Origin of the sequence: Streptomyces aurantiacus (assembly GCF_027107535.1) — a bacterium.
GTDB lineage: Bacteria > Actinomycetota > Actinomycetes > Streptomycetales > Streptomycetaceae > Streptomyces.
The window spans coordinates 193,724-218,374 of sequence record NZ_CP114283.1; the positions used below are offsets into that span (position 1 = coordinate 193,724).

Here is a 24,651-nt window from a genome sequence, read left to right on the forward strand (position 1 = left end):
TGTGACCGTGGGTTCAAATCCCGTACCCACCGCAGGTGAACGGCCCTGACCAGGTAATCGGTCGGGGGCCGTTCCCGTGTGCGCTGTCCGTCGACCACCGTGGTTCCCGTCAGTTCCCGGTCGATCGGGCACGGCAGGGGCACGAGAACCCTCGGCTCAGCGATCCGCGGCGTCTCCATGCAGTCACGGGGAGCAACCCGGCGGTAGACGCAGGCGCGCTTGCCGCGTCAGTTGAAGCCCCGGCGCGATCACTTCGCGAAACCAGGCGGACCCCTCCTTCGAGGCCAATACCGCCCCCATGACCAGCGCACCCACGCCCCAGAACAACAGGAACACCAGACCGCCCTGGGTGGCCTGGGGCCTGACCGCCGGAGCGTGATCCGGGGGCGCAGGCAGAACGCCGAAACGCCCTGTCAACGAAAAAGCCCCAAGCCGCTGACCTGGGGCTTCAAGAAGAGCGGGTGACGAGAATCGAACTCGCACTCTCAGCTTGGGAAGCTACGGCGCCTGGGCAGGCTCAACGCATCTGACCTGCGCAGATGCCTTCTCCCTGTGGTGGCCGTGTGGGACAGGAGGCGCCTCTGTTCACTGTGGTTGCCCGCCCTTGGGGGCACGCGGCGGGCACGGAGAGACAGAAAGGGCAGCCGGCCGCCGACGCAGCTCGTGGCGCGTCCGGGGAGCCCGACTCGCAAGCTGCTACCTGGCCTCGATGTGCGGTCGCGATCACACCTGTCTGCCCCTGGTGGCGGAGCGTCGCAGTCACAGCCACCGGACCCTCCTCGTCACCCGGGTCACGACCGTCGAGTAGCCGATGCCGACCAGGAGGGAGACGAACAGGGCAGCGAGCGGGAAGTCCTCCTGGAGGTAGGGATAGACCTGATAGTGCGTCAGATAGATGTAGAGGGAACTGCTTGCCAGGACGCCTGCGAGCGCGTTGAGCGGGCCGAGGCCGGGCAGGACCGGTACCCAGATCAGCAGCCCCAGACCGACGATCACGATGCCCGTGCGCAGGGGCTGGTCCTGGAACAGGCCGGGCACGGTGAGCAGCAGCACCGCCGTCAGCAGCGCCCGCTGCCGTACGGTGTCGGCCCGTGCGGCCGCCCATCCCAGCGTGAACAACCAGAAGACCACTGTGGGGCTGAGGTGGGGGTGCGCGGGCGCCAGGTCCAGCAGGTCGTAGCGGCCGATGAGGCCTATGGCCGTGAGTGCCAGCGGGACGCCGAACGCGTACCGCCGTTCCAGCCGGTCCAGCAGCGGCACGGCCATGAGGGCAGCGAGGACGACAAGGAAGTGGACCAGGGCCTCCACGAACCAGTAGGCCCGGTCGAAGCGGTCGTTCCCCGGGGAGAGCAGGCTGTTGAGCAGTACGGCGTTGGCCGGGTCGTAGACGTCGGTCAGGAGCACCGCTCCCGTGATCCACGCCATGCTCGGTACCGCGATGCGGGCGATGCCGCGCCACAGGTGCCGGACGCGCTCCCGGCGTACGGCGTCGGTCAGATGGAAGCGGGCGAAGTTGTAGCCGGCGGCGCAGATGAGGATGTGGGCGAAGCCCTTGATCTCGAAGAGCCGGATGTGCGAGCCGACGATGAGGACGATCCCGACGGCGCGCAGCGCGATGCCGGTCTCCAGCGTGCGGCGGGTCCGCCACGACTCCGGGCTGGTCCAGGCGCGCAGCGTCCTGCGGAGTCCCGGGGGTGGCGGGGCCCGCCACGGTTCCCGCCCGCCTTCGCCGTCTGCGGCCCCTCGCGTTCCTTCGGTTGTGGGCGCCGCCACGGCGCGCAGCTCGCGGATCGTCCTCCTGTGCCAGTCGGCGGGCAGATGGCCCAGGGCCTCCTCCAGACGCAGGGACATCTCGACGTAGCACAGGGAGTCACCGCCGAGGCCGACGAAGCTGCTGTCCTCGGTGACGTCGGCGTGGTCGAGGATCTCCGCGTAGAGACGGCGGAGGTCCTGACCCGGGCCGGGTGTCTCCTCGTCCGCCGGGCACGTCAGTCGCCGTACGGCCTCGTAGTCCGGCTTGCCCGTGGCCAGGCGAGGGAGCCGGGCGAGGACCCGGACCCGTACGGCGCGGGGCGGAAGCCCGCACTCCTGGGCCACCAGCCGCCTGATCCGTGCCTGGTCACCGGCATCTCCGAGGGCGGCGACCGAGAGCGCCTCCCCGTCCCCGGCGCAGTACGCCGTGACCCCGCGCTGCTCCAGGAGGGACTCGACGCGCTGGGGGTCGATGCGCAGCCCGAGGATCTTCGCGAAGCGGCTGCGGCGGCCCACGATCTCGTAGAGCCCGTCGGGCGCGCGCCGGGCGAGGTCTCCGGTGTGCAGTTCCTCCACGGTCCGGCCGAGGGCGAGGTCGGCCGGGCTCTCGGCGTATCCGAGCATCACGTTCGGTCCCGAGTAGACCAGCTCACCGGTGTCCGGGTCGTGTCCCTCGACCGGCCGCAGCCGGAAGGAGCCGCCGGGTATCGGCACGCCGACGGCCTCGGGGCGCTCGGCGGCCAGGTGCGGCGGGAGGTAGGCCATGCGGGCCGTGGCCTCGGTCTGTCCGTACATGACGAAGAGCTGCCAGCCCGAACGGCGCCCCGACTCGGCGTACCGGGTCACGCGTTGCGGCGCCAGCCGCCCCCCGGCCTGGGTGACGCGGCGCAGGTGCGGCAGTTCCATCCGCTCGAAGCCGACCCGGTCGAGCAGGTCGAAGGTGTACGGCACTCCTGCCAGTGAGCTGCCGCGCCCGGCGCGGAACTCGTCCCAGAAGGCGGCGTCGGACACCGACCGTTCGGTGAGGATCAGCCCCGCGCCGCGCAGCAGATGACTGTGGAGGACGGAGAGGCCGTAGCAGTAGTGCATGGGGAGGGTGGTGGCCGCGCGGTCGGTGTCGGTGATGTCGAGGTAGGCGGCGATGGACTCGGCGTTGGCCTGGACGTTCTCGTGCGAGAGCCGGACCAGTTTGGGCGAGCCGGTGGAGCCGGAGGTGCTGAGCAGCAGGGCGAGGTCCGGGTGGAGGACGTGGGCGCTCTCGGGATGCCTTTCGTCGAGGGTCCATGTCCCGCGGGCATCCGGACGCGCCACCACGTCGGGGGAGTACGCGTCCGTCAGTGAGCGGAGGGTGCTCTCGTTGTCGCCGGGGACGAGCAGGACGGGGTGACCGGCGGACAGAGCGGCCAGATACGTGATGAGGGCATCGGTCTGATTGGCCCCCGCCAGCAGCACCAGCCGCCGTACGGGCCCGAGGCGCTCGGCGGTCGCGGCCACCCGCTCGGCCAGCTCGCGGTACGACAGCTGTCCCGTCGGCGTGATGAGTGCGACGCGGTCGCCGTACGCCGCGAGTCCACGCGCGAACGGTACGCGGTTCGGGTCTTCGTGCGGCACCGGAGGTGCGCTCGGGACAGCGGACGGGCGAGGCGTCGCCGTTGGGTGGGGAGCCGGAACCGGCGCACGCCCGGGAGACGGAATCGAGAGGGACTTGGATGGGTAAGGCATGGGGCGCGCCCTTTCTGCGGCAACGTCCGCTAAGCACTGAACCCTTGACGATTAGGCAAGCTTTACCTTATTCATAACATGGTCATAATCAAGCCACGGCAAACGCACAGGATCGCTTCGTCCTTCGCTCTCCACCGACATGACCGCGGTGGCGTTCAGGCGAGCCCTGCAGGAAGGCACACCATGCGACGCCCCTCGGTTCGCCGGATGACCGCGCTGGTCACAGCCGGTCTTTTGCTCCCCGCCCTCGCGGCGTGCGGCTCCGACGACAAGGACGGCGGGGACGACGGCGCCGGCTCCTCCCTCGTCATCTACTCCGGCCGCAACGAGAAGCTGGTCAAGCCACTTCTGGACAAGTTGGAGAAAGCCGTCGGTACCGAGGTCGAGGTGCGGTATGGCGACAGCGCGGAGCTCGCCGCCCAGATCCTGGAGGAGGGTGACCGCACCAAGGCCGGGCTGTTCTTCTCCCAGGACGCCGGCGCGCTGGGCGCCCTGTCCAAGGAGGGCATGCTGCAGAAGCTGCCCGCAGCCACCCTCGACCAGGTCGACGAGGTGTACCGGGGATCCGACGGTGACTGGGTCGGCCTCTCGGGACGTGTCCGCGTCATCGCGTACAACCCGGACAAAGTCACCGAGGACGAGGTCCCGGACAGCGTCTTCGACGTGGTGAAACCGGAGTGGAAGGGCAAGGTCGGTTTCGCGCCGACCAACGCCTCCTTCCAGGCGTTCGTCACCGGTATGCGCGTCCTCAAGGGCGACGACACCACCCGCCAGTGGCTGGAGGACCTCAAGGCGAACGGCGCCAAGACCTACGCCCACAACCTCGCCACCCTGGACGCCGTCGAGGCCGGCGAGGTCTCCCTCGGCCTGGTCAACCACTACTACTGGTACGAGCGGGTCGCCGAGAAGGGCGAGGACAAGGTCAACTCCAAGCTGCACTTCCTGCCCGGCAAGGACCCCGGCGCGCTCATCAACGTCGCCGGAGCGGGCATCCTCAAGGACAGCGGGCAGAGCGAGACCGCTCAGAAGGCCGTGGACTACCTGCTGTCGAAGGACGCGCAGACCTACTTCGCGGACACGACCAAGGAGTACCCGCTGGCCGCGGGCGTCACCAGCACCGTCGAGGGCCTGCCGCCGTTCGAGTCGCTCCAGTCGCCCGACATCGACCTCGGCAAGCTGGAGTCCCTCCAGGAGACACTGGCCATGCTCCAGGACGCCGGACTGGTCTGACCTGCCGTGCGCACATCGCCGTCCATGGCCGGAAGGACACGTACGCCGTCCCGCCCGCCACGGAAAACACGTACGGCCGGCAGCAGGCCACCCCTGGTCCTGCTCGTCCCCGCCTGCGTGGCCGCCCTGTTCGCCCTGCTGCCCCTCGGCTACCTCGCCGTCCGCGCCCTGGAGCGCGGCCCGGCCTTCGCCTGGGACGTCGTCGCCGACGAACGCACCCTGGACCTCCTCGGCCGCAGCCTCGGCCTGACCGTCGTCGTCGTGGCGGCCTGCCTCGTCCTGGGGATCTCGCTGGCCTGGCTGACCGTGCGCACCGCACTGCCCGGAGCCCGCGCCTGGTCGGTGCTGGCCACGCTGCCGCTGGCCGTGCCCAGCTACGTCGCCGCGTTCGCCTGGCTGTCGGCCGAGCCGGACCTCGCCGGGTTCGGCGGCGCCGCGCTCGCCCTGACGCTGGTCAGCTTTCCCTACGTCCAGCTGCCGGTCGCCGCCGCGCTGCGAGGCATCGACCCGGCACAGGAGGAGGCCGCCCGCTCCCTCGGCCACGGGCCGCTGCGGACCTTCCTCCGGGTCACGCTCCCGCAGTTGCGCCCGGCGGCCGCGGGCGGGGCGCTGCTCGTCGCGCTGTACGTGCTCTCCGACTTCGGCGCGGTGTCACTGATGCGGTACGACACCTTCACCCGGGCCATCCACACCTCGTACCGCGCCTCCTTCGACCGGACACCGGCCGCCGCCCTCAGCGTGGTGCTGGTCGTGATGACCATCGCGCTGGTGGCCGCCGAAGCCCGTACGCGCGGACGCGCCGGGCACGCCAGGACCGGTACGGGCACCGCCCGCCCGGCGGTCCCGTTCGCCCTCGGCCGGTGGCGGCCGCTCGCCCTGCTGTGGTGCGCGGCGGTGGTGGCCGTGGCCGTCGCCTTCCCGCTGGGCACCCTCGGGTACTGGCTGGCCGTCGGCTCCTCGGCCACCTGGGACCTCGGCGGACTCGCCGAGACGGCCTGGGCCACGCTCGGCGTCGCGGCGGCGGGCGCCGGTCTCACCACCGTCCTCGCCCTGCCGGTCGGGGTGATCGCCGCGCGGCACCGGGGGCGCGGCGCCCGTCTGCTGGAGCAGGCGGCGTACGCGGGGCACGCGCTGCCCGGCATCACCGTTGCGCTCGCCCTGGTGTTCTTCGCCGTGCGCTACGCCTACCCGCTCTACCAGCAACTCCCGCTGCTGATCTGCGCGTACGCGGTCCTCTTCCTCCCGGTCGCGGTGGCCGCGACCCGCGCGGCCGTGCTCCAGTCGGCGCCCGTCCTGGAGGACATGGCCCGCTCGCTCGGACGACGGCCGTGGCAGGTGCTGCGCGAGGTGACCGTGCCGCTGGCCGCGCCCGGCGTGGCGGCCGGGGCCGCGCTCACCTTCGTGGTCTGCATGAAGGAGCTGCCCGCCACCCTCCTCCTGCGCCCCACCGGCATGGACACCCTCGCCACCCGGCTGTGGACCGAGACCGGCGCCGGATCCTTCGCGGCAGCCGCCCCGTACGCCGCCGTGCTGATCCTGCTGGCCGCCGTCCCCTCGTACCTCCTAGGCAGGCACCGGACATGAACGAGATGAACGCACTGCACGTCGAGGGGCTCACCAAGTCCTACGGAGCCGGGGAGCCGATCCTGCGCGGCCTCGAACTCACCGTCCCCGCAGGCGCGTTGGCGGCGGTCCTCGGGCCCTCCGGCTGTGGCAAGACCACCATGCTGCGGGTCGTCGCCGGGTTCCTGCGCGCAGACGAGGGCACCGTCCGACTCGGCGACCGGCTCCTGAGCGGGCCCGGCGTCCACCTCCCGCCGGAACGGCGCCGCATCGGCATCGTGCCCCAGGAAGGCGCCCTCTTCCCACACCTGAGCGTGGCCCGCAACGTCGCCTTCGGACTGACCGGCGCGGACCGCTCCGAACGACGGCGCGTCACGGACGAGATGCTCGAACTGGTCGGCCTCGCCGGATACGGCGACCGCATGCCGCACGAGCTGTCCGGAGGCCAGCAACAGCGCGTCGCCCTGGCCCGCGCGCTCGCCCCGCGACCCGGGCTCGTGCTGCTCGACGAGCCGTTCAACGCCCTCGACAGCGCACTGCGGGCGGGAGTGCGGGCGGACGTACGGTCCGCGTTGCGGGCCACCGGCGCCACGGCCGTCCTCGTCACCCACGACCAGCAGGAAGCCCTGTCCACCGCCGACCTCGTCGCCGTCGTACGAGACGGCCGGGTCGCCCAGTGCGCCACCCCGCAGGACCTCTACCGGCGCCCCGCGGATCCCTGGATCGCCGGCTTCGTCGGCGACGCCGTCCTGCTCCCCGGCACCGTAGAAGGCGACGGCACGGCCCTGACCGCCCTGGGCGTCGTGCCCCTCGCCGTCCCGCCCGACGGGCTCCGCGCCGGCACGGTCCTGCTCCGCCCGGAACAGTTGCTCCTGACCGACACGGACGCCGACGGCTCGGTCAGGGGCACGGTCACCGACGTCTCGTACTACGGCCACGACGCCATGGTCACCGTGGCCGTCCAGGGCCATGAAACCCCGGTCGGCATCCGCGTCGCGGGCCCCCTGTCCGTCCGCCCGGGGGAGGAGATGGGCGTCCGCGTCGTGGGTGAGGCCGGCCTCCACCCGTAGCCACGGTTCACCACGGCTTTCGCCTCTGAGGTTCCCCCGCTGCGCGAGCCCGAAGGCCGCCTCGGCAATGTCGCGTGCGCAATCCGTGGGGGCGGTCGGACTCAGCCCTGGGACGCATGTGCCCCGAGGCCGAGTCCACGCCAGGGGCGACGTACCCGTCCTGGGGCACGGCACCCTCAAATTGGACTAGTACAACAAACAAACCCCAGGCCACTGACCTGGGGTTTCGTGATGGAGCGGGTGACGAGAATCGAACTCGCACTCTCAGCTTGGGAAGCTAAGGGCACCTGGGGCTTGCTCCAAGACTGACCTGCGGCTGAGCGGTGTCGGCGCCTGGCGGGAGGTCGGCTGGTTCACCGGTGTTCCCCGTGGTTCCCCGCACGATCTGGCACGGGTCTGGCACGACCTCTCCGTCCCGAACTACTGACCAAAGGGGTGGCCCTGCAACGCCGCGTATGCCCGCTCGACCTCGCCCAGGTACTGCTCCAGGCGGAAACGAACCTCCTCGATGGGCCTGCCATCGAGGCCCGGGTACATCAGGTCGGACCAGATGACCGTCTCGCCCCGGAGCCGGACCCGGATGGTCAGCCTGTCCGGCCCTGGCTCGGGCTGCTCCTGGGTTGCCACATCCACCGTGCACGGCATGTCCGTCGGATAGAGCGGTCCGCCTGGGCGGAGCAGTCGCCTCGGATCGAGGCCGGCCATTCTGCTATCGCTGCGCACAACGACGTCGAGGCCATCGACGAAGAGGTACGTGTGAACGGCAGCACACGCGGGCGGCCCAGGACATGCGCTGATGAGCAGCGTGCTCACCGCACCATCGCTTTGCCCATGGGGCACGGTGGCCCTCACCTCGCGCGGTGACCTACGCGGCATCCGCCTGATGTGACGTCATGGGCCGATGCTAGCGGCTGGCCACGAGGAAGCAGCCAACGTGAAGATCACAAAGCCTGGAGGAGGAGGGTGACGTGGCCTGGTCGCACTCGAACCTGCGCGCACACGGTTCCGGAGGCCGCGTCGAGTGAGACGAACTTCGCTGGTCATAGCCGAGGCGGCGATCCGTAGAGGTGAACTCGTCCACGCATGGTCCAAGTGAGCGACCCTCAGGCGGGACGAGTATGAGCGCTGCAGAGTTGACGCCTCGTCGCGTCGCCTGGGGGTGGCGCGGTGGCTAGACCCGTACAGCCGGGTCAACACCTACCCGGCATCTCCGGCGCTGCCGAACATTGCCAAGTGCCGCCAAGAGGCCTTGCATCTGACGATCTCGCTAGACCAGTGACTGGTCGAATCTTGATCGCCTACTCTGCTCAACAAGGCGCATGTAGAGCGGTGGTGGGGGACAACTATGCCCGATGCGGATGGGCTAGAGGCGGTAGTAGCACCACGTGCCTCAGCGTTGATGGACTCGCTTCGTGCCTTCGGCTACGACATGGCTACTGCGCTTGCTGATCTCGTTGACAACAGTCTTTCAGCCTCGGCTCGCGAAGTACGTGTGGAATTCTGCACCGATGAGGGTGCTGCCTGGGTTGCAGTGGTCGACGACGGCGATGGTATGAGCGAGAGAGAGCTTCATGAAGCTGTCCGCTTCGGTGGGAGCGGGCCGACGATGGAGCGGAGAATTGGCGATCTTGGGCGTTTCGGCCTTGGGCTGAAGACGGCGTCTCTGTCCCAGTGTCGTGTGCTCACCGTCCTGTCCCGCACGCCCCAAGGTCTCGTGTGTCGAACATGGGACATCGACCTGGTCCGTGCTGCTGACGACTGGCGAGTCCGTGTTGTGGCCGACGAAGAAGCCGTTGGTATCGCGCACAAGATCGGCTTCGAGGGGGCAGGCACGATGGTCCTGTGGAGGCGACTCGATCACGCGGGTGAGGGCGCAGCTCTGGCTCGGAAACTGGGGCAAAGCCGTAGCCGGCTGAGGATGTGGTTTCACCGCTACATCGCGCGTGGCAGGCTCCGCCTCACAGTGGGTGGTCACGTGTTGGCGCCGTGGGACCCGTTTTGCCGCCAGCACATGGCGACGCAGGACTTGGGAACGGAGCGACTGGAGGCCGGCGGGCAGGTTCAGGTAATTCCATATGTCCTGCCCCACCCGTCCCGGCTGAGCGAGGCCGAGATCAAAGACAGTGCGGGACCGCGTGGTTGGAACGCACAGCAGGGCTTTTACGTTTACCGCGGGGACAGGATGGTCTCCGCTGGCGGTTGGCTCGGACTGCCTGACATGGTGATCGCGCCGCAGACTCGCTTGGCGAGAATCGAGATCTCCATGGATCCCGCTTCGGATCACCTTTGGCAGGTGGACGTACGCAAGTCCCGGGTACACCCGCCTGCCGGTCTCGAGGAGGATCTCACGCGACTCGCCGCGGCTGCCCGTGAGGCATCGGTGGCCGTTTTTCGTCGTAGGGCCACAATTACGGCCGGACGACAGGGACGTGATCGTGAGCTCACGTTCGGGTGGATTCAGGAACGCAGGCACGGCACGTCCCGGTACCTGGTTAATCGTCAGCATCCTGTTGTACAAGCAGCTCTGACCGCGGGTCCAAGTGCTCATGTCGAAGCCCTCCTCCGCATGGTGGAGCGAACTGTCCCGGTTGGCGTGATTGCTATCGAGGCTGAGAACAACTTGGGCCGCATGCCCCACGCGGCGCTAGAAGGCGTGGAGGAGGCCGAAGCAAGGGCAGACCTAGTGGTGATGCTTGCGGCTCTGCCCGATGATGCCCAAGCTCGGGCAGCTGTCGTTCGCGCCCTGAAGTCTGTGGAGCCGTTTAACCGATTCCCCGACATGGTCACAGAGATCGTCCGTCAGATGAACCCGGGAGTATGACGTTGAGTATCGATCCGCTGACCCTCGCTCTCCGCATGGCCGAGGCGATGCTGCTGGAGACGGAGAAGTCGAACCGTACGCCGGAAACGCTCAGGGGCATCGCGGAGACAGTCCGCACCATGCTGGCCGCGACAGGGAAGGACGTGTCCTCGGATCGGATCGCCCGGAAGTTGGAGGCTCGATTCGACGTTTGGGTGCCACCTGCGGTGCATATTGAGGATCCGTACGATCATCAGCCCTGGCTGTCGGACCGTCAAGAAAAAATTGAGTGGGCATACTGGGATCGGTACAAGACATGGCTCACGCATCGTTCGGGATGGAAGCCACCCACGGTGGAGGCGCTCAGCGATTCCACGAATACGGTGCTCTCTTTGCTTGAGAGTCCTGAGCGTCAGGGCGAATGGTCGGTGAAAGGCCTCACCTACGGACAGGTGCAGTCGGGCAAGACGGCCAACTACACCGGCCTCATCTGCAAGGCCGTTGATGCTGGCTACCAGGTTGTAGTCGTCCTCACCGGCGCTCACGAGAGTCTACGTCACCAGACTCAGGCCCGGTTGGACCTGGAGTTCCTCGGCTTCAACAGTCGTTTCACGCGCCAACAGACTGACGACTCGACCTATATCGGAGTCGGGAATCTGAGTATGAAGAATCCGCCGCTGTGCCTGTCGATTACGACGCGGGACAAGGACTTCAGCGCGAGCGTCTTCGAGAGCACGCCCGTGGATCCGCGTAGGGTGCGCCTTCTGGCCGTCGTGAAGAAGAACGCCCGTATCCTGGAAAACCTGAGGGACTGGCTGGGGAACTTCACGGCCACGCAGGACGATGGCCGCCGAATCATCAGGGACCTTCCGCTTCTTCTGATCGACGACGAAGCCGACTATGCTTCGGTGGACACCCGCAAGCCGCGGCGTGGAAAGAACGCCAGCGACTCGGAGCACGATCCGACTCGTATTAACCAGTGTATTCGTGACCTGTTGAACCTCTTCGAGAAGCGAGCGTATGTCGGCTACACGGCAACGCCCTTTGCGAACATCTTCATAGACGACCGGACCGATCACCCTGACTATCGGGATGATCTCTTTCCGCGCAATTTCATGGTGGCTCTACGCCCACCGACCAACTACTGCGGACCCGAGGTCGTATTCGGGCTAGACGACGCGTCTGCAGACGTCATCCGTGAGCCGCTTCCCGTCATCAGAGCGGTGGCCGACGAGGCCCTGTGGGTACCTGACGGTCACGGCAAAGAGCATCTGCCCCACCGGCTGCTTCCCAATTCGTTGCGGCAGGCGCTGGATTCGTTCGTGCTGGCTACAGCGGTACGCAAGGCCCGTACCGAGTATTTGGGAAGCCGATCCGGCCACAACACGATGCTTGTGCATGTCACCCGGTATAAAGCGGTCCAGTTCGCGGTGGCCCGGCAGCTGACGGACCATTTCACAGGAATGGAGAACCTTTGGGGAGACCGAGGGGCTGCTGGAGCTGCACTTCGGTTGCGCCTACGGGAGTTGTGGGAAAATGACTTCGTTCCGACATACACGGAGCTCTCCGAGCGCAGTGACCTTCCCGGACTGGTGGGAGAGTCGGTCACCTGGGAGCAGGTCGAGTCGTTGATCGCGGGCGTTCTCTCCGAATGTGCCGCTGGGGTGAAGACCATCAACGGTGATGCCGCGGACGTCTTGGAGTACGAAGCGAGCACGCCAGCGACCGTGATTGCGGTCGGCGGTGACAAGCTCTCCAGGGGCTTGACCTTGGAGGGACTAACGGTTTCCTACTACCTCAGGACGTCTAAGACCTACGACACGCTCATGCAGATGGGGCGCTGGTTCGGCTACCGGCCCGGCTATCTGGACGTCACTCGGCTGTACACCACCAAGGAGCTGGTGGACTCCTATGTCCACGTGACACGGGCCAGCCGCGAACTGATGGACCTTGTGTCCTACCTGGCTGAGACCGGCCGCACGCCGGAGGACGTCGGGATGCGTGTTCAGGACGGCTACGAGCACCTGCAGGTCACCGCAGCGGCCAAGATGCGCAATTCCACCTCAGTGTCTCTGTGTTCCTCCGGGCAGCGGCCTGAGACTCTCTACATGCGCACCAACGAGCAGGCTCTGCGCGACAACCATGCGCGCTTGGAGAGGCTGGTGGCCGCGGTTGAGGGCTGCGACGAGGTGCCTCCACCGTTGCGACGCGGTGCGCAAGGCTTCTTCCGCCAAAACGTGCCTGCCTCGGCTGTGGTGCAATTTCTTGATGGATTTGCTGCTTCGCCCCGCACCCTGCAGGCCAACCCGCAGACGCTCGTCGACTACATCTCTCAGCAGAACAGCCGCGGTGAGTTGACTAGGTGGACCGTCGCGGTAACGACAGGCAATGCGTCGCGCACATTTACGCTCGACGGCCGAGAACTGCGCATGGTGAAGCGCAAGTTGGCTGGTCTACAGGAGACCATCTCTGCAGGCACCGACTACCAGGTGGGTGTGCTGGTGAGCCCGGTCCATGAAGCTATTGGCTTGCCAGCTGAGGCCTACCAGCAACGGGCGATCGGGCCGGGGGGCCCGGAAGTGGCGGGCGTTAAGGCCTCCTCGAGGGCGAGTGGCCATACGATTCGTAGCCGTAGAGATCCGGGCGAGGGTCTTCTTCTCGTCTATCCAGTGGACCCGGGCGACCAGGTCGACGAAGTTCGGCCCAAGGGACTTCCCCTCGTCGGCTATGCGCTGTCCCTACCGGTCTCCACCACTGCACGCCCGAAGCGCTACCGGGTCAACGACATCTATCTGCGGGAGCTGCAGAGGATGCTTTCCGGAGCGGGCGAGGACCCCGAGGAGGGCGAAGAGTGACGCGGGTGACCCCCCAAGAGGTGGCCGAGTCGTTCGCCGCCATCGAGCGAGCCCGTGCCGCGTCCCACGGCAGCTCACGGCGCCGACTGCTGCCCGACAATCCTCTCGACGTCTTCCTCGAAGTGCGGTTTCCCGGTCGGGAACGTGCCCTCGTGATCGCGAGCGGCGAGCGGCTGGAGAACCGGCAGCTCGTCATGGCCAATGGTCTCACCTGCTCATTTCGGGAGGGACACGTGGAAGTCGTGGCGCAGCCGACCACGGACACCCACATCTTCTGCACCCTGCTGGCAGACCTTGTCGATCACCTCGAGCGCACGTCCGTCGCGCCGGCGGCTGCAGTGGTGCGCAGGATTGCCTCCTGGCAGCGGGTGCTGGGCCGGGGGCTGGGAGGGATGCTGAAGCCTGAAGCCAGGATCGGTCTCTTCGGCGAATTGTTGGTCCTGCGGGACCTTGTGCTGCCTGCCTGTGGCGGGGACGCCGTGTCGAGATGGCTGGGGCCGGCGGGTGGCGTGCGGGATTTCGCATGGGGGGCTTGGGGCCTGGAGGTCAAGACAGGGTCCAAGGACCGCGGCAACAACCGCTTGCGGTGCCGCATTCATGGAGAGGAGCAGCTGGACGAGGGCTCACTCGATTTCCTGGCGCTCGTGCATCAGCAACTGCGCAGCGATCAGGCAGGGTCGAGTCTGTGCGATCTCGTCGACGAGCTGCGAGCCCACCCCAGCGTTGACGGGCAGGGGGCGGTACTGGAGAACTGCCTGGTCGAGGCCGGATGGTTTGACGTGCATCGCAGTCACTACGAGGGCGAGCGATGGCAGTTGGATGCACGCCGGTGCTACCGGGTCACTGCAGACTTCCCGCGGCTTGTGCCCAACTTGCTGCCCAAGGGCATAGCCAACTTGTCGTACGATCTGGACCTTGGTGCCTGCGGGCAGGCCTTGGTCGGGGAGGCTCAGGTTCTGGCTGTGCTGGGTGCCGGTGTGCGCCACCCTGGGGAGGGGGACGGTTGAGCGAGGACGAGCTCACGGAGTTCGCGGAGTATCTCTATGAGGACGCGCGAGCGCGCACGGATTCTCCCGTGGGCACGAGGTTTAACGGTGCTTTTGTCGATGTCTTCCGCGAATATCTTGTCGAGGACGGCGTCTTGGAGGACGTCGAGCCCTGCTATTGCCGTAAGCAGCTCGGCCGTAGCACGGCTGAGGTATACGGGTATGCGCTAAATGATGGCGGATCGGTCCTTGACATCGTCACGGCGGAGCATGGCTGGAAGGCACAGACGATTCATAAGGCTGATGTCCAGCGTGCCTTGCGCCGGGCTCAGGCCTTCGTAGAGAAGTGCCGGAAGGGCCTCCATCTTGAGATGGATGAGACCGACTCCGCCTATTCGATGGCGCAGAGCATTCATGATGCTTGGGAAGGCGTTAACCGCGTACGTATCTTCCTATTTACCGACGCTCGGCTCACCGTTGAGTCGATGCCTCCGGGTGAGATGGAAGGTTTGCGGTGCACCTACGAGTTGTGGGACATCGTCCGTCTGCACCGGTTGGCTTCGTCGGGGCGGCGTGAGGAAGAGACCGTTATCGAGCTTGCCGAACCTCTCCCATGCCTGAATGCGCCGGGCGACCCGGACTTCGACTGCCTCCTGACCGTCTTGCCGGGCCAACTCCTCGCTGAGCTCTACAAGGAGCACGGTGGTCGTCTGCTCCAGCGCAACGTCCGCGCGTATCTTCAAGCCCGTGGCAAGGTGAACAAAGGAATCAGCGAAACAGTGCGTCAGGAGCCGGGACGCTTCCTTGCATATAACAATGGCGTGTCCGCTACCGTGACCACGGCGGACACGACTGTGATGCCGGACGGCGGAGTGGTATTGACCCGGCTTGTCGACCTGCAGATCGTCAACGGTGGGCAGACCACCGCTTCCCTTCACCACATGATGCAGAAAGGCGTCGACCTTTCTCAGGTGAGGGTGCCTGCGAAAATCACCGTTGTTCGACAGGAGATGCTGGACGAGCTCGTCCCGAACATCTCCCGCTTCGCCAACTCTCAAAACGCGATCAAGGAAGCGGACCTCCAAGCCAACAGCCCGTACCACCGCAGGCTGCAGGCACTGTCACGGTCGATCTGGGCACCCGCCCCAGAGGGCAGCACGCGTCAGACTCGCTGGTACTACGAGCGTGTCCGCGGGCAGTACCAAGTGGACCTGAGCGCCTTGGAGAAGCAGGCTGACAAGACGAAGTTCACGCGTGAGTACCCGCTGACTAAGAAGTTCAGCAAGACCGATGTGGCCAAGTACGACCTCACCTACATGGGACGCCCACACGACGTGTGTTTGGGTGCGGAGAAGTGCTTTCGAGTTTGGACGACGGACGTCGTCGACGCTTTCGAGGGCTCTCCAGACGCAGGTCATTTCAAGCACGTGGTGGCCAAGCGCATTCTCTTTGAGTACACCCGCAAGACGATCCAGAAATTGAGACTGGGCGGCTACTTGGGACCGACCACTGCCTACGCAGTGGCGCTCCTGATAGACCGGTACGGCGACGAGGTTGATCTAGACACTGTCTGGCGCGCTCAGGCTCTCCCCCAGTGGATCGACGACCTTGTGCCTGAACTGGCGGTCGACGTCGTGCGGCCGCTGCTGGTCGCGGCCCCGGGCTCGGGAAACGTCACGGAGTGGTGCAAGAAGTCCCAGTGTTGGGAAGCCGTTCGCGCGGTGGACTGGGGTCCACGCACCTGACGGGCCGCCAGCAGGAGAGCCGAGTGGGGCGCCATTTCCGTTCCAGCACCGACGGAAGGCCCCAGGTCAGGAAGTCGGGAGACCTTGCCTGACTGGGTGGATGTATGGTCTCCTGGTGCTCGTTGTTGTCATTAAACGGAGGTTGGACAGTGGGGGGTCACTACGGTGTGCCTCTCGAGCGGAGTGACTATCTCAAGCTCGATCCGCACGAGAACAGCTGTACACCGGAGACCTTCACGAACTGGCTTGCGGAGCACGGCGACCACCGGCCGCTGGCCGTTGACCTTTTCTCCGGTGCTGGCGGCCTTAGTCTTGGCCTCAAGCAGGCTGGCTGGCAGGTAGCGGCGGCCGTCGATGCTGACGAACGCGCCCTAGAGACTCATGCTGCCAATTTCCCTGGTCTGAGCCTCCACTTGGACTTGGGTAACCCGGGGCACCGGGAGCGGCTGGTCGAGTTGTTGCGGCCGGCGGGTATCGACCTCGTTGCTGGTGGACCTCCGTGTCAGCCGTTCAGCAGAGCGGGACGTAGCAAGATTCGTAGCCTTGTGCAGAGGCATGGCAGGGATCCTCACGACCGGCGCAAGGAACTGTGGGTCGCGTACCTCGACATCGTACTGGCGCTCAAGCCACGGGCTGTCCTGATGGAGAACGTCCCAGATATGGGACTCGGGGACGACTTCTTTGTTACGCGCACGATCGAGGACAAACTGCAGCAAGAAGGCTACGTCACCCAGGTTCGTCTCGTCGACGCTTGGACATACGGAGTGCCGCAACACCGTAAACGTCTCATCCTCCTGGCGCGCAACGATTTCGATCGGATCGAGTGGCCGGATGCGGTGAAGAAGCGGACTTCACTACGAGATGCCATAGGCGATCTTCCGGCCATCGGTGCTGGAGAAATCGGTGGCCGTGCCCTCGCTTACATCGAGCCAGGTGGCCTGCCGACCTTCGCGCAACAGATGCGAGAGCAGGCACATCGGGGGATCGTGCATGACCACATGACACGGCATGTTCGCCCTGACGACCGGGAAATTTTCGAGGGTATGACCTCTCGTACCCTGTACCGGGACATCCCTGAACATCTGCGGCGTTACGGCACCGAACATTTCAAGGACAAGTACAAGAGGCTCGACTGGGACGACCTTAGTCGGACTATCACTGCGCATATCGCCAAGGACGGATACGGGTTCATCCACCCGGAGCAGCATCGGACTCTCTCAGTACGGGAGGCTGCGCGTATCCAGACCTTCCCCGACTGGTTCCGCTTCGCGGGAGTACGTAGTGATGCCTTCAGACAGATCGGTAATGCTGTGCCGCCGATGCTCGGGCAGGCTGCAGCAGAAGCCCTGCGCCCGCTGCCGGGGACTGCGTCGGATGCTCCGTTGAGAGCTCATTGGCTCGATGCGCGCGAGGATCTGACGGTGTGGGCGGAAAAGCAGCGTGCCGGTGAAGCTTGGTTCCATTTCCCAGGAAACGAGATGGGTCCCGTCCAAGCTGCAGTGGCGGCTGCCCTTTCTTCTTCGAAGCTGCCTGATGCAGCACTGGCCAACGCAATGAATCTAGTTGAGGGCGAGAAGACTCTCAGGCGGTCAACGTTCGCGAAACTCCTTGGCCTCGCTCTTACGGACAGACTTGTTATTTCTCTCGAGCGGCTGCGGCCACTAGTGGGTAAGTCCGTCGTCTGGCGGGAACCTCTAGAGGTACCCGAGAGAGTTGGCTTCAAGGGGGCCGAGACGTCCTTGTATCGACTCCTGCTGGGGGAAGATCTTCTCCTCGTTGGACAAGGGCAGCTCCGCGTAGCTGCTCGTGTCAACGGCAGCAAGGCCGACCGGTCCAACCGACTCAGTGATGGCCGTGTAGACCTGGCGAGGCTGATAGGAGCGGGTGAGGAGGCGCCCTTGCGAATGGCTGGCATACGGCGGATCGGCATGACCGTCTGTCGTGAGAGTGAGCCCTACTGCACTGACTGTCCTCTCCGACCTCATTGCGTCCAGAAGGCTAACACTTTCTAGGTTCAGGCCGGCGATCGACAGGTGTGCCGCTCGACTGCGAACAACGGACAGGGATTGCTGAGGTCTGCCAGTAACCGGCAGAACCCTAGATCCCCACCATTTGATAAGCGCGATCTATTGCTGCCTGGACAGTTTGCAGTTTTTGATGCCTGCCAGCGAGAAAAGTCTCAGCCACGCTGGTCATTTCTTGCGGGACGTCGGAAAAGGAAGCCAACGGCGGAAGTCGCGTCATAGAAAAATACAGGATCACCGCCCAATCTTCGACGGATAGGATGGAAGTCCCGCTGACGTCGGTTGACGTTAGAAGGTTATATGCGGCTTTGCTGTGTATACTGCTATTTGAATGTACACCCCCATAGTCGTCGTCTGTGTGTAGATAATCGTGCATGTTTACAGGATCGCTAGTACGGCTTGGGTCGCTAAGATCGCGAAGCGGCAATCCGGCCACTCCCAATCCGGAGCCAACTTCCCAAGACCAAGTTGATGGGTCGTACCTGTTATTCGCCTCATACCAGTTCCTGATAATGACGCCGAATATGTCTGCGAATGATTCGTTCAAGGCGCCGGACTGGTCACGGTAGATCAGCTCACTTGATGTCTCGATCACTCCGTGCGTCAATTCATGCGCAATTACATCTAGATGGCGCGCCATACTGACCATGACGCCGCTTGAATTGCGGGTCTGCCCGTACCACATGCGACCTTTCCACCAAACTGCATTCTTCCATTCCGGGCTATGGCCTCCATAAGTGCAGCCTACGTGAGACAGGATATTCATGCCTTTATCGTCAATCCCATCCCGGCCCAGCACGTCCTTATAGAACGTGTAGACCCGAAGGGCATTGCTGTGAGCTGTGACGGGCCCCTTAAAGCTGACACCTAGTGTCGGAGTCGAGGAGGAAACGGTGGTGTTGGGCAGCCCGCAGGAACTGATGTCTGCGCCGCGCATGTCAAACGTACGGATTTTGCGCGTCACGTCATCGAAGTAAAATGTGTCAGATTTGAACTGACCCCAAAAGACGCGATTGATTCCGTCTTCGTCATCGCCGTCGAGTCTGGTCGGAACAGTGGCAGTCGGCGCCATTCCGTAGTAGAACGCTATCTCCCCACCGTGGGCATCCACCAAATAGCCGGTCATCGCGGATTCTTCGCGAGGCGAAAGGTCGAGCCCGCGCCCTTGTTCGCGGGTGCTGCTTTGCGGCCTGACAGGCTGCCCCGGAATGTCCCTCAGATGCCAAACGAGATGCCAAACCTCGTCGGCGGACTGGAAGAGGGCCAGGCTCGCGCATGGGAGGGTTTCTGGATCAAGGTCAATGCCAATGGTCTGCGACACAATCGCAAGTGCTTCAGTGCTTTTCAGGGAAGGCACTAGAGAGATATCATTGACATCTCCAATGCGGCAATTAATTGACACGAGCTGGCGCTCTCCATCCAGTTCAACAAGAACATCTGCGCCGAAGACTGGAATTTCGCCATGCGTCTGGTGAAAACGGACGAGTTTAGTTGCGGTTCTCCTTTGGTCGCGCGTCGTTACATGAGTGAGGTCGGGTACTTGTCGAGGCTCGTCTTCACTCGCAATGGCTCGAAGGCCCGGATCCGTCTCGTCCTTGAGAATTTCCGCAAGATAAAATCTGGCGGCTGACTCGTCCGACGTGAATGCCGGCCTTTGGTGTTCGCCGTCGTATGCCACACCCAGCAACACGTCGGGGTCCAGATACTTTCCCCGGGCCCTGGGGTCTTCGGTGAAATGGTAATGGAAGCGTTCGAATCGGTGTGGGATCACGATTCTCTCCTTGCTGGAGTTCTCGCCATCACCCCCTCGTCCCTGTCCTCTCAGGGTGCGCTGTCCCCTGGCAGGTCGCAAGTTGCCCTGCTTCCTCACATTCTCAACGAACGAGGGCGGATGGAAATGGGCCCGTGGCATGCATCCATACCTTGATGACGAGGTCGGCGTAGCGACTTTGGCCGGGAGCTGCTTTGGCGCGAGTGATCATGGCCCCGTAAGCTTCCGGCGCGTCGGGCAGTCTGTGGACCTGCCTGCTAAAGCACGACGTTGGGGCCATGATCTTCGAGGCTCGCGCCAAAGTGGCTGGCTAAAGTCGTGGAGCCGACCGCCCCAGCCACAGCGGGGTTCTCCCCTCCTATGGCGGCGCTCGCCGTCCGGCCGGTGGCCTGGTGGGGGATCAGCGGGCCGTACGAACTCCCGCGCATCTGGCAGCTTCGGCCCGCATGCCACCGCCAGCACGATCCGGCCTCTTTGGGTAACACGAAGCGTCTTTGCCTTGCACCGTTGGGGATCACCGTTTGTCCCCGTGCCCGTGTTGGAATGTGGCCGCTGTGTGCGGCGACGGACGGGCGGCGACGTGCGGCCGGTGGCGGAGACATTGAGGCGGCGCGGCGGCGACCGGCCGGCGCCGCCGCGCTTGGTGCGGCCCTCGGTGGATCCGACCTACTGGTGTAGGCAACCGGGTGGAAAGGGGTGCTGCGTGGGCCCGGAAGCGGGGCGTTGAGGTCCGGCCCGCCGTTGTGTCTTCCCTCCTGAGGTCGGATCGTGGTGGCGGTGGCATGCGGGCCGTACGGGGCCGTTGTTGCGCTTGGGCGGAGTGTGTGGCGGCCGGGTTGGCGATGATCGATGAGCGCCGTTGGCCGCCGGACGCGCGAGCGCAGCGAGCCTTGAACCCGTAGAGAAAGTTGTTACTCAGCCATCACCTGGGACTAGACACTTCGGCTGGGCCTGATCGGTGCTCGTCGTGCTTTCGGGCGTCGTGTTCGCTGTGGTCTTGCGAGCCTGTTCGGCGGCTCGTTGAAGAGCTAGGGCCACCTGGTCCGCGCTGTCGGCAGACAGCAGGATCTCTTGCGTCCACAGGATCGACAGCCTGATGTCGCCGTTTAGCAGGTTGGTCGCGACGTCGACCTCGGTGCCGTTGCCCGTCACATCCTGCACGTTCAGATCAAGGTCGCTGCTGAATGCGCTCATGCTGTGCGCTCACGGTCGTTGGTCGTGATGCTCCATAGGGGTGCCGTGTACTGCTCGGGGCGGCTGCTGATGAGGAGTTGGCGTAGGTCCTCGCGCTGGGAGCCGTTGAGGTTGAGGGCTTCGGTGAGGTGGCGGAATGTTGTGTGGGTGACTCCGCGGCGCCGGGCCTCGCCCTCAAACTGGTCGAGTTGGGCCAAGACGGTCTGTGGGACCAGGTCCGTGGGCGGCTGGTCCTTGAGCCATGCGGCCTTGTTGCGCTCGTAGTCGATTTCCGAGTAGCCGCAGACTTCCCGGCTGTGGGCCTCGACCTCGTCCAGCGTCTCGGTCGCCAGGATGGTGCGGGCCAACTGATTGCGGGTGACGGCGTCGTCCAGGTCGACCACGTGGACGGTGGGGCCTTCGTCCGTGAGCGCCACGGGCAGTCCGGCGTCTCGGACTTCGCAGGTGCCGCGTACGCCTCGGGCTGTGGCTGCCAGCATTCCGGTGGCCTCGGATGGGTGCCACTCCAGCACCGAGCTGACCGGCTCGACATCCTTCGGCGTGAAGGCGTGGACAAGGGCACCAAGCATGCCGCGGAGGTCATCGAGTGGCAGTTCGCCGTCCAGGCCGGGGCCTGCGACCAGCAGCCGGATGGGCGCGTTCACCTGACAGCACGCGGCAAGCGTGAGGGCATCGGCCAGTGGGCTCTTCAGCGTCGGCTCATCGCCCCGCGCGAGGATGTCGCCCCCCACGTCGAGCAGATCGATCGACTCCGGTGACAAGTGGGCGATGAGCTCTTCGAGTTGGCGCGTGATGCCCTCGGCGCCGTGGTGCGGGTCGATCAGCGCGAACGTGTGCGGGAGCTCTGCCGCGAGGCGGGGGAGTGTGGAGCCTGCTGGAGCGATCGGGCGGGCGTCCGCCGGCACTGTCCAGACTGATGGGGTGAGCTGTTCGAGGCCGGTGAAGTTGTCCGGTCCTCGGGGGCCCGGTACCGGGTCGATGAGGAGGCGGTCCCACGCGTACGTGAGGATCACTGCCTGGTCCTCGTCGCCGTAGAGGGCGGCGTGAAGCATTGCGGCGGCGACAGCGTCGCCCCCTCCTCCTGCTGCGACGATCAACCGCTTCATGCGGTCAGCGTACGGGGTCGAGGGTTGACCACTCACTCTATAGTGGCTAGAGGCCATAGCCACTTGGACGAGGAGGGTGAAATGCCTCAGATCGAGGAGGCTCAGCCGAAGTATCTCCAGATCGCGCACTTCATCCGCGATCAGATCCTTCGGGGAGACCTTAGGCCAGGGGACGAGGTGCCCTCGGAGCGGCAGTTGGCGGCGGACTGGAAGGTGTCCCGGCCTACGGCTGCACGATCGCTGGAAGCGCTGAGTCATCAGGGGCTCGTCGAGAAGCGCCAGGGATCGGGCACGTACGTGCGCAGCCTGGCGGTCAACCGGCGGGCGCGTGAGCTGTACGGCCGGGCCCGGCAGACCGGGAAGATCTACACGCCCGGTGAGTACGCGGTGATCACGTCGGCTGGTTGGCTGGATGCGCCGGATCATGTTGCCGAAGCCTTGGGGCTGGTCAAGGATCGTCGGGCCGTGCACCGGCGGAGGGTGACCAGCAACCAGGACGGGCCCATCACGCTGTCTACCTCGTGGTTCGCTCCGGACGTTGCCCAGCGTGCGCCCAAGCTCCTGGACCCTGAGCGGATTCAGGAGGGGACGCTGATGTACGTCGAGAACATGACGGGGCGCCAGGGCAGCTATGCCGAGGACCGTATGTGCGCCCGGAGCGGCACCGACGAGGAGGTCTCGGACCTGCAACTCGACGCTGGATCAGCTGTTCTGATCGTTCATCATGTCGTCTTCGACCTCCAGGACCGGCCGTTGGAGTTCGCCGAAGCCACCTATCCCCCGCATCGCTGGGCCTTCGAACAGGGCTACCCGCTCGCCTGATGGAGCGTCAGTTATGCCGAACCACTTGCACTCTCCAAGTGGCTAATGCCACTATCCACAAAGTGGCTAAGGCCACTTGTATTGGAAGGGGGCACGGCGTGATGAGTCAGCGGCCGGACAAGGGTGCGCGGTTAGCTTGCCGGGGATGCCGGGGGCGCGGTTGGAAACGCGTCGGCTCCCGTACCGCTCTGGCGCTCTCCACGGTCAACGACCGCGTTCGTGCCACATCGAAACGGCGCTGCCTCGACTGTGATGGCAGCGGCAAGGAGTGAGCGCGGATGGATGACACCACCGATGGCCGCGACGGTTTCGGTACCGCACGACTCGGGGCGATGATCCTGCACCCGGCGCCGGAGTCCGTACCGCGGGCCCGGAGCTGGTTCCGGAAGTTCGTCGCCGCGTACAACCCGGCCTGCTCGATCGAAGACTGCACGCTGATGGTCTCGGAGCTGGTCACCAACGCCATTCTCTACGGACGGGCGGATGAACCCTGGTTGGTGCGCATTGAGTGGTACCGCGTGGAGACGTCGCTTCGGATCGAGGTGCACAATCCAGGGTTCCCGGCGAACGTGCGACTGCGGCGCCCAGAGGCCAACGACGCACACGGACGCGGCCTGTTCCTGGTCGACGCCATCGCCGACTCATGGCACTCCGGACCCAGCCGATTCGGCGGGACCGTGGTCTCCGCCGTGGTGGCTGACGCCTGGCCGACGAACGAAGGATTCGGCCCCCTCCTACTGTGAGTGTGCAAGTGTCGCTAGTCTGGTTGACCAGTTGACTGGTCCAATCCCGACGGGCGGCGTTCATGGCGTATGAAGTGGAGCCACCGAAGTACGTGCGCCTCGCGCAGACCCTTCAAGGTCGCATCGAGGACGGCACCTACCCGCCCGGCACACGGGTGCCAAGTGAAAACCAACTGGTGCAAGCCTTCGCGATGTCCCGCCCAACCGTCGTGCGAGCGCTGGAGCTGCTGAAGCGTGACGGCTGGCTGGAGTCCCGACAGGGATACGGCACGATCGTGCGGGGTCGCCCCGAGCTTGTCGAGCAGCGGGACCGCCGCGGCCGTGAGGCGCTGGAGCGCGACGAGTCACAAGCGCCGGGCCGACTGGTTGAGGTCAACCGCGTGCCCGTTCCGGCTCGGATCGCCTCGGCGCTCGGACTGCCCAAGCGGGCGCAGGTTCTCATGCGCCGGTTCCTGGTCGAGGAGGACGGCGAAGCGGTCGAGTTGGTCTCGTCGTACTTCCCCGCCGGCCTGGTCGAGGGAACCGAGCTGGAGACTTCTGAAGCACTGAGCGGCAGCGTCCGCGAGCATCTTGAGACGCGGAAGAAAGTGCGCCTCGACCACGTGACGGAACGGGTCTCCGCGAGACTGCCCGACAGTGGCGAGACTGAACTTCTGGAGCTCCCTGAGGGTGTTCCCGTCCTCAGTGTGCTGGTCATCGCCTGCGACACCTCGGGGCAGGCCTTGCAGGTCGTCGAGGTGCTGCTGCCTGCCGACCGGCAAGAGCTGGAAGACACCTACCGACTGAACTAAGCCCCCTTCGGGGCGAGTTCCCCTCGATGCTCACTTGACAAGTCAACCTGGCATCCCTAACTTCGAACTTGCCAAGTCAACTTGTCATGTGGCGGGTTGATCCACTCAGAAGGAGAATCTCTGTGCGTGTGATCCGTATTGACGCCTCGTCCGCAACGATCCTGCTCACCGAAGCGCCGTCGCCGAAGGTGCGCGACCGGCAGACCGGTGAGATCGCAAAGGACACCGTGAGCGGCGAGGCACTGATGACCGTCGGCGTCGTCTTCATCGACGAGGGGGAGTCGTCGCTGGTCCAGGTCACCATCCCTGAGAGCGGTGTGACGGACGGGCTGTCGGTCGGTGCTCCGGTCTCCCTGCCGGGCCTGATCGCCCGGCCGTGGGAGAGCGTGTTCAACGGCCAGCAGCGGCACGGCATCGCCTACCGGGCCACTGCCATCACTTCGGGTGCCTTCCCGGTCGCCCAGGCGGGCTGATCGA

Annotated in this window: 17 protein-coding genes; 12 read left to right on the top strand and 5 right to left on the bottom strand. The window is 65.3% G+C overall.

Annotated features, from left to right (window positions below):
- Positions 1–759 precede the first annotated feature (759 nt).
- Positions 760–3,363, bottom strand: coding sequence for an AMP-binding protein (locus O1Q96_RS02575; RefSeq protein ID WP_269246660.1), 2,604 nt, complete (start codon positions 3,361–3,363; stop codon positions 760–762).
- A gap of 294 nt (positions 3,364–3,657) precedes the next feature.
- Between O1Q96_RS02575 and O1Q96_RS02580 the strand changes: the two genes are divergently transcribed.
- The 3 genes from O1Q96_RS02580 to O1Q96_RS02590 are packed head-to-tail and all read left to right on the top strand — an operon-like array spanning position 3,658 to position 7,337.
- Positions 3,658–4,704, top strand: a complete 1,047-nt coding sequence (locus O1Q96_RS02580; RefSeq protein ID WP_269246661.1) for an iron ABC transporter substrate-binding protein — start codon at positions 3,658–3,660, stop codon at positions 4,702–4,704.
- Positions 4,705–4,728: 24 nt separating this feature from the next.
- Positions 4,729–6,288, top strand: a complete 1,560-nt coding sequence (locus O1Q96_RS02585; protein ID WP_269246662.1) for an ABC transporter permease — start codon at positions 4,729–4,731, stop codon at positions 6,286–6,288.
- 5 nt (positions 6,289–6,293) lie between these two features.
- Positions 6,294–7,337, top strand: a complete 1,044-nt coding sequence (locus O1Q96_RS02590) for an ABC transporter ATP-binding protein (protein WP_269253442.1) — start codon at positions 6,294–6,296, stop codon at positions 7,335–7,337.
- A gap of 420 nt (positions 7,338–7,757) precedes the next feature.
- On the opposite strand, the gene O1Q96_RS02595 is transcribed toward O1Q96_RS02590, so the two are convergent.
- On the bottom strand, positions 7,758–8,150 hold the full coding sequence (locus O1Q96_RS02595) for a hypothetical protein (protein ID WP_269246663.1): 393 nt from the start codon (positions 8,148–8,150) through the stop codon (positions 7,758–7,760).
- A gap of 586 nt (positions 8,151–8,736) precedes the next feature.
- Between O1Q96_RS02595 and O1Q96_RS02600 the strand changes: the two genes are divergently transcribed.
- The 5 genes from O1Q96_RS02600 (at position 8,737) to O1Q96_RS02620 (ending at position 17,735) form a co-directional block, all read left to right on the top strand.
- A complete protein-coding gene (locus O1Q96_RS02600) occupies positions 8,737–10,158 on the top strand; it encodes an ATP-binding protein (RefSeq protein ID WP_269246664.1) in 1,422 nt (473 codons plus the stop codon).
- A gap of 2 nt (positions 10,159–10,160) precedes the next feature.
- On the top strand, positions 10,161–12,992 hold the full coding sequence (locus O1Q96_RS02605; RefSeq protein WP_269246665.1) for a Z1 domain-containing protein: 2,832 nt from the start codon (positions 10,161–10,163) through the stop codon (positions 12,990–12,992).
- Positions 12,989–13,999, top strand: coding sequence for a PD-(D/E)XK motif protein (locus O1Q96_RS02610; RefSeq protein WP_269246666.1), 1,011 nt, complete (start codon positions 12,989–12,991; stop codon positions 13,997–13,999). The genes O1Q96_RS02605 and O1Q96_RS02610 overlap by 4 nt, the downstream gene beginning before the upstream one ends.
- The gene (locus O1Q96_RS02615; RefSeq protein ID WP_269246667.1) at positions 13,996–15,723 is read left to right on the top strand and encodes an AIPR family protein; all 1,728 of its coding nucleotides are present in this window, start codon (positions 13,996–13,998) and stop codon (positions 15,721–15,723) included. The genes O1Q96_RS02610 and O1Q96_RS02615 overlap by 4 nt, the downstream gene beginning before the upstream one ends.
- Positions 15,724–15,890: 167 nt before the next feature.
- Positions 15,891–17,735 carry a DNA cytosine methyltransferase gene (locus O1Q96_RS02620; protein ID WP_331276021.1) on the top strand — a complete coding sequence of 615 codons (1,845 nt, stop codon included), beginning with the start codon at positions 15,891–15,893 and terminating at the stop codon, positions 17,733–17,735.
- An 85-nt stretch (positions 17,736–17,820) separates the two neighbouring features.
- On the opposite strand, the gene O1Q96_RS02625 is transcribed toward O1Q96_RS02620, so the two are convergent.
- The 3 genes from O1Q96_RS02625 to O1Q96_RS02635 form a co-directional block, all read right to left on the bottom strand.
- A complete protein-coding gene (locus O1Q96_RS02625; RefSeq protein ID WP_269246669.1) occupies positions 17,821–19,518 on the bottom strand; it encodes a M4 family metallopeptidase in 1,698 nt (565 codons plus the stop codon).
- A 915-nt stretch (positions 19,519–20,433) separates the two neighbouring features.
- The gene (locus tag O1Q96_RS02630) at positions 20,434–20,712 is read right to left on the bottom strand and encodes a hypothetical protein (protein WP_269246670.1); all 279 of its coding nucleotides are present in this window, start codon (positions 20,710–20,712) and stop codon (positions 20,434–20,436) included.
- Positions 20,709–21,818, bottom strand: coding sequence for a DUF1152 domain-containing protein (locus O1Q96_RS02635; protein ID WP_269246671.1), 1,110 nt, complete (start codon positions 21,816–21,818; stop codon positions 20,709–20,711). Before O1Q96_RS02635 ends, O1Q96_RS02630 begins: the two co-directional genes overlap by 4 nt.
- 81 nt (positions 21,819–21,899) lie before the next feature.
- Here O1Q96_RS02635 and O1Q96_RS02640 point away from each other — a divergent pair, with 81 nt between their 5' ends.
- The 4 genes from O1Q96_RS02640 (at position 21,900) to O1Q96_RS02655 (ending at position 24,647) form a co-directional block, all read left to right on the top strand.
- Entirely contained in the window at positions 21,900–22,640 is a 741-nt protein-coding gene (locus tag O1Q96_RS02640; protein ID WP_269246672.1) for a GntR family transcriptional regulator, read from the top strand.
- Positions 22,641–22,918: 278 nt separating this feature from the next.
- A complete protein-coding gene (locus O1Q96_RS02645) occupies positions 22,919–23,383 on the top strand; it encodes an ATP-binding protein (protein WP_269246673.1) in 465 nt (154 codons plus the stop codon).
- A 62-nt stretch (positions 23,384–23,445) separates the two neighbouring features.
- A complete protein-coding gene (locus tag O1Q96_RS02650) occupies positions 23,446–24,174 on the top strand; it encodes a GntR family transcriptional regulator (protein WP_269246674.1) in 729 nt (242 codons plus the stop codon).
- A 122-nt stretch (positions 24,175–24,296) separates the two neighbouring features.
- Entirely contained in the window at positions 24,297–24,647 is a 351-nt protein-coding gene (locus tag O1Q96_RS02655; protein ID WP_269246675.1) for an SCO3933 family regulatory protein, read from the top strand.
- Positions 24,648–24,651: the final 4 nt, after the last annotated feature.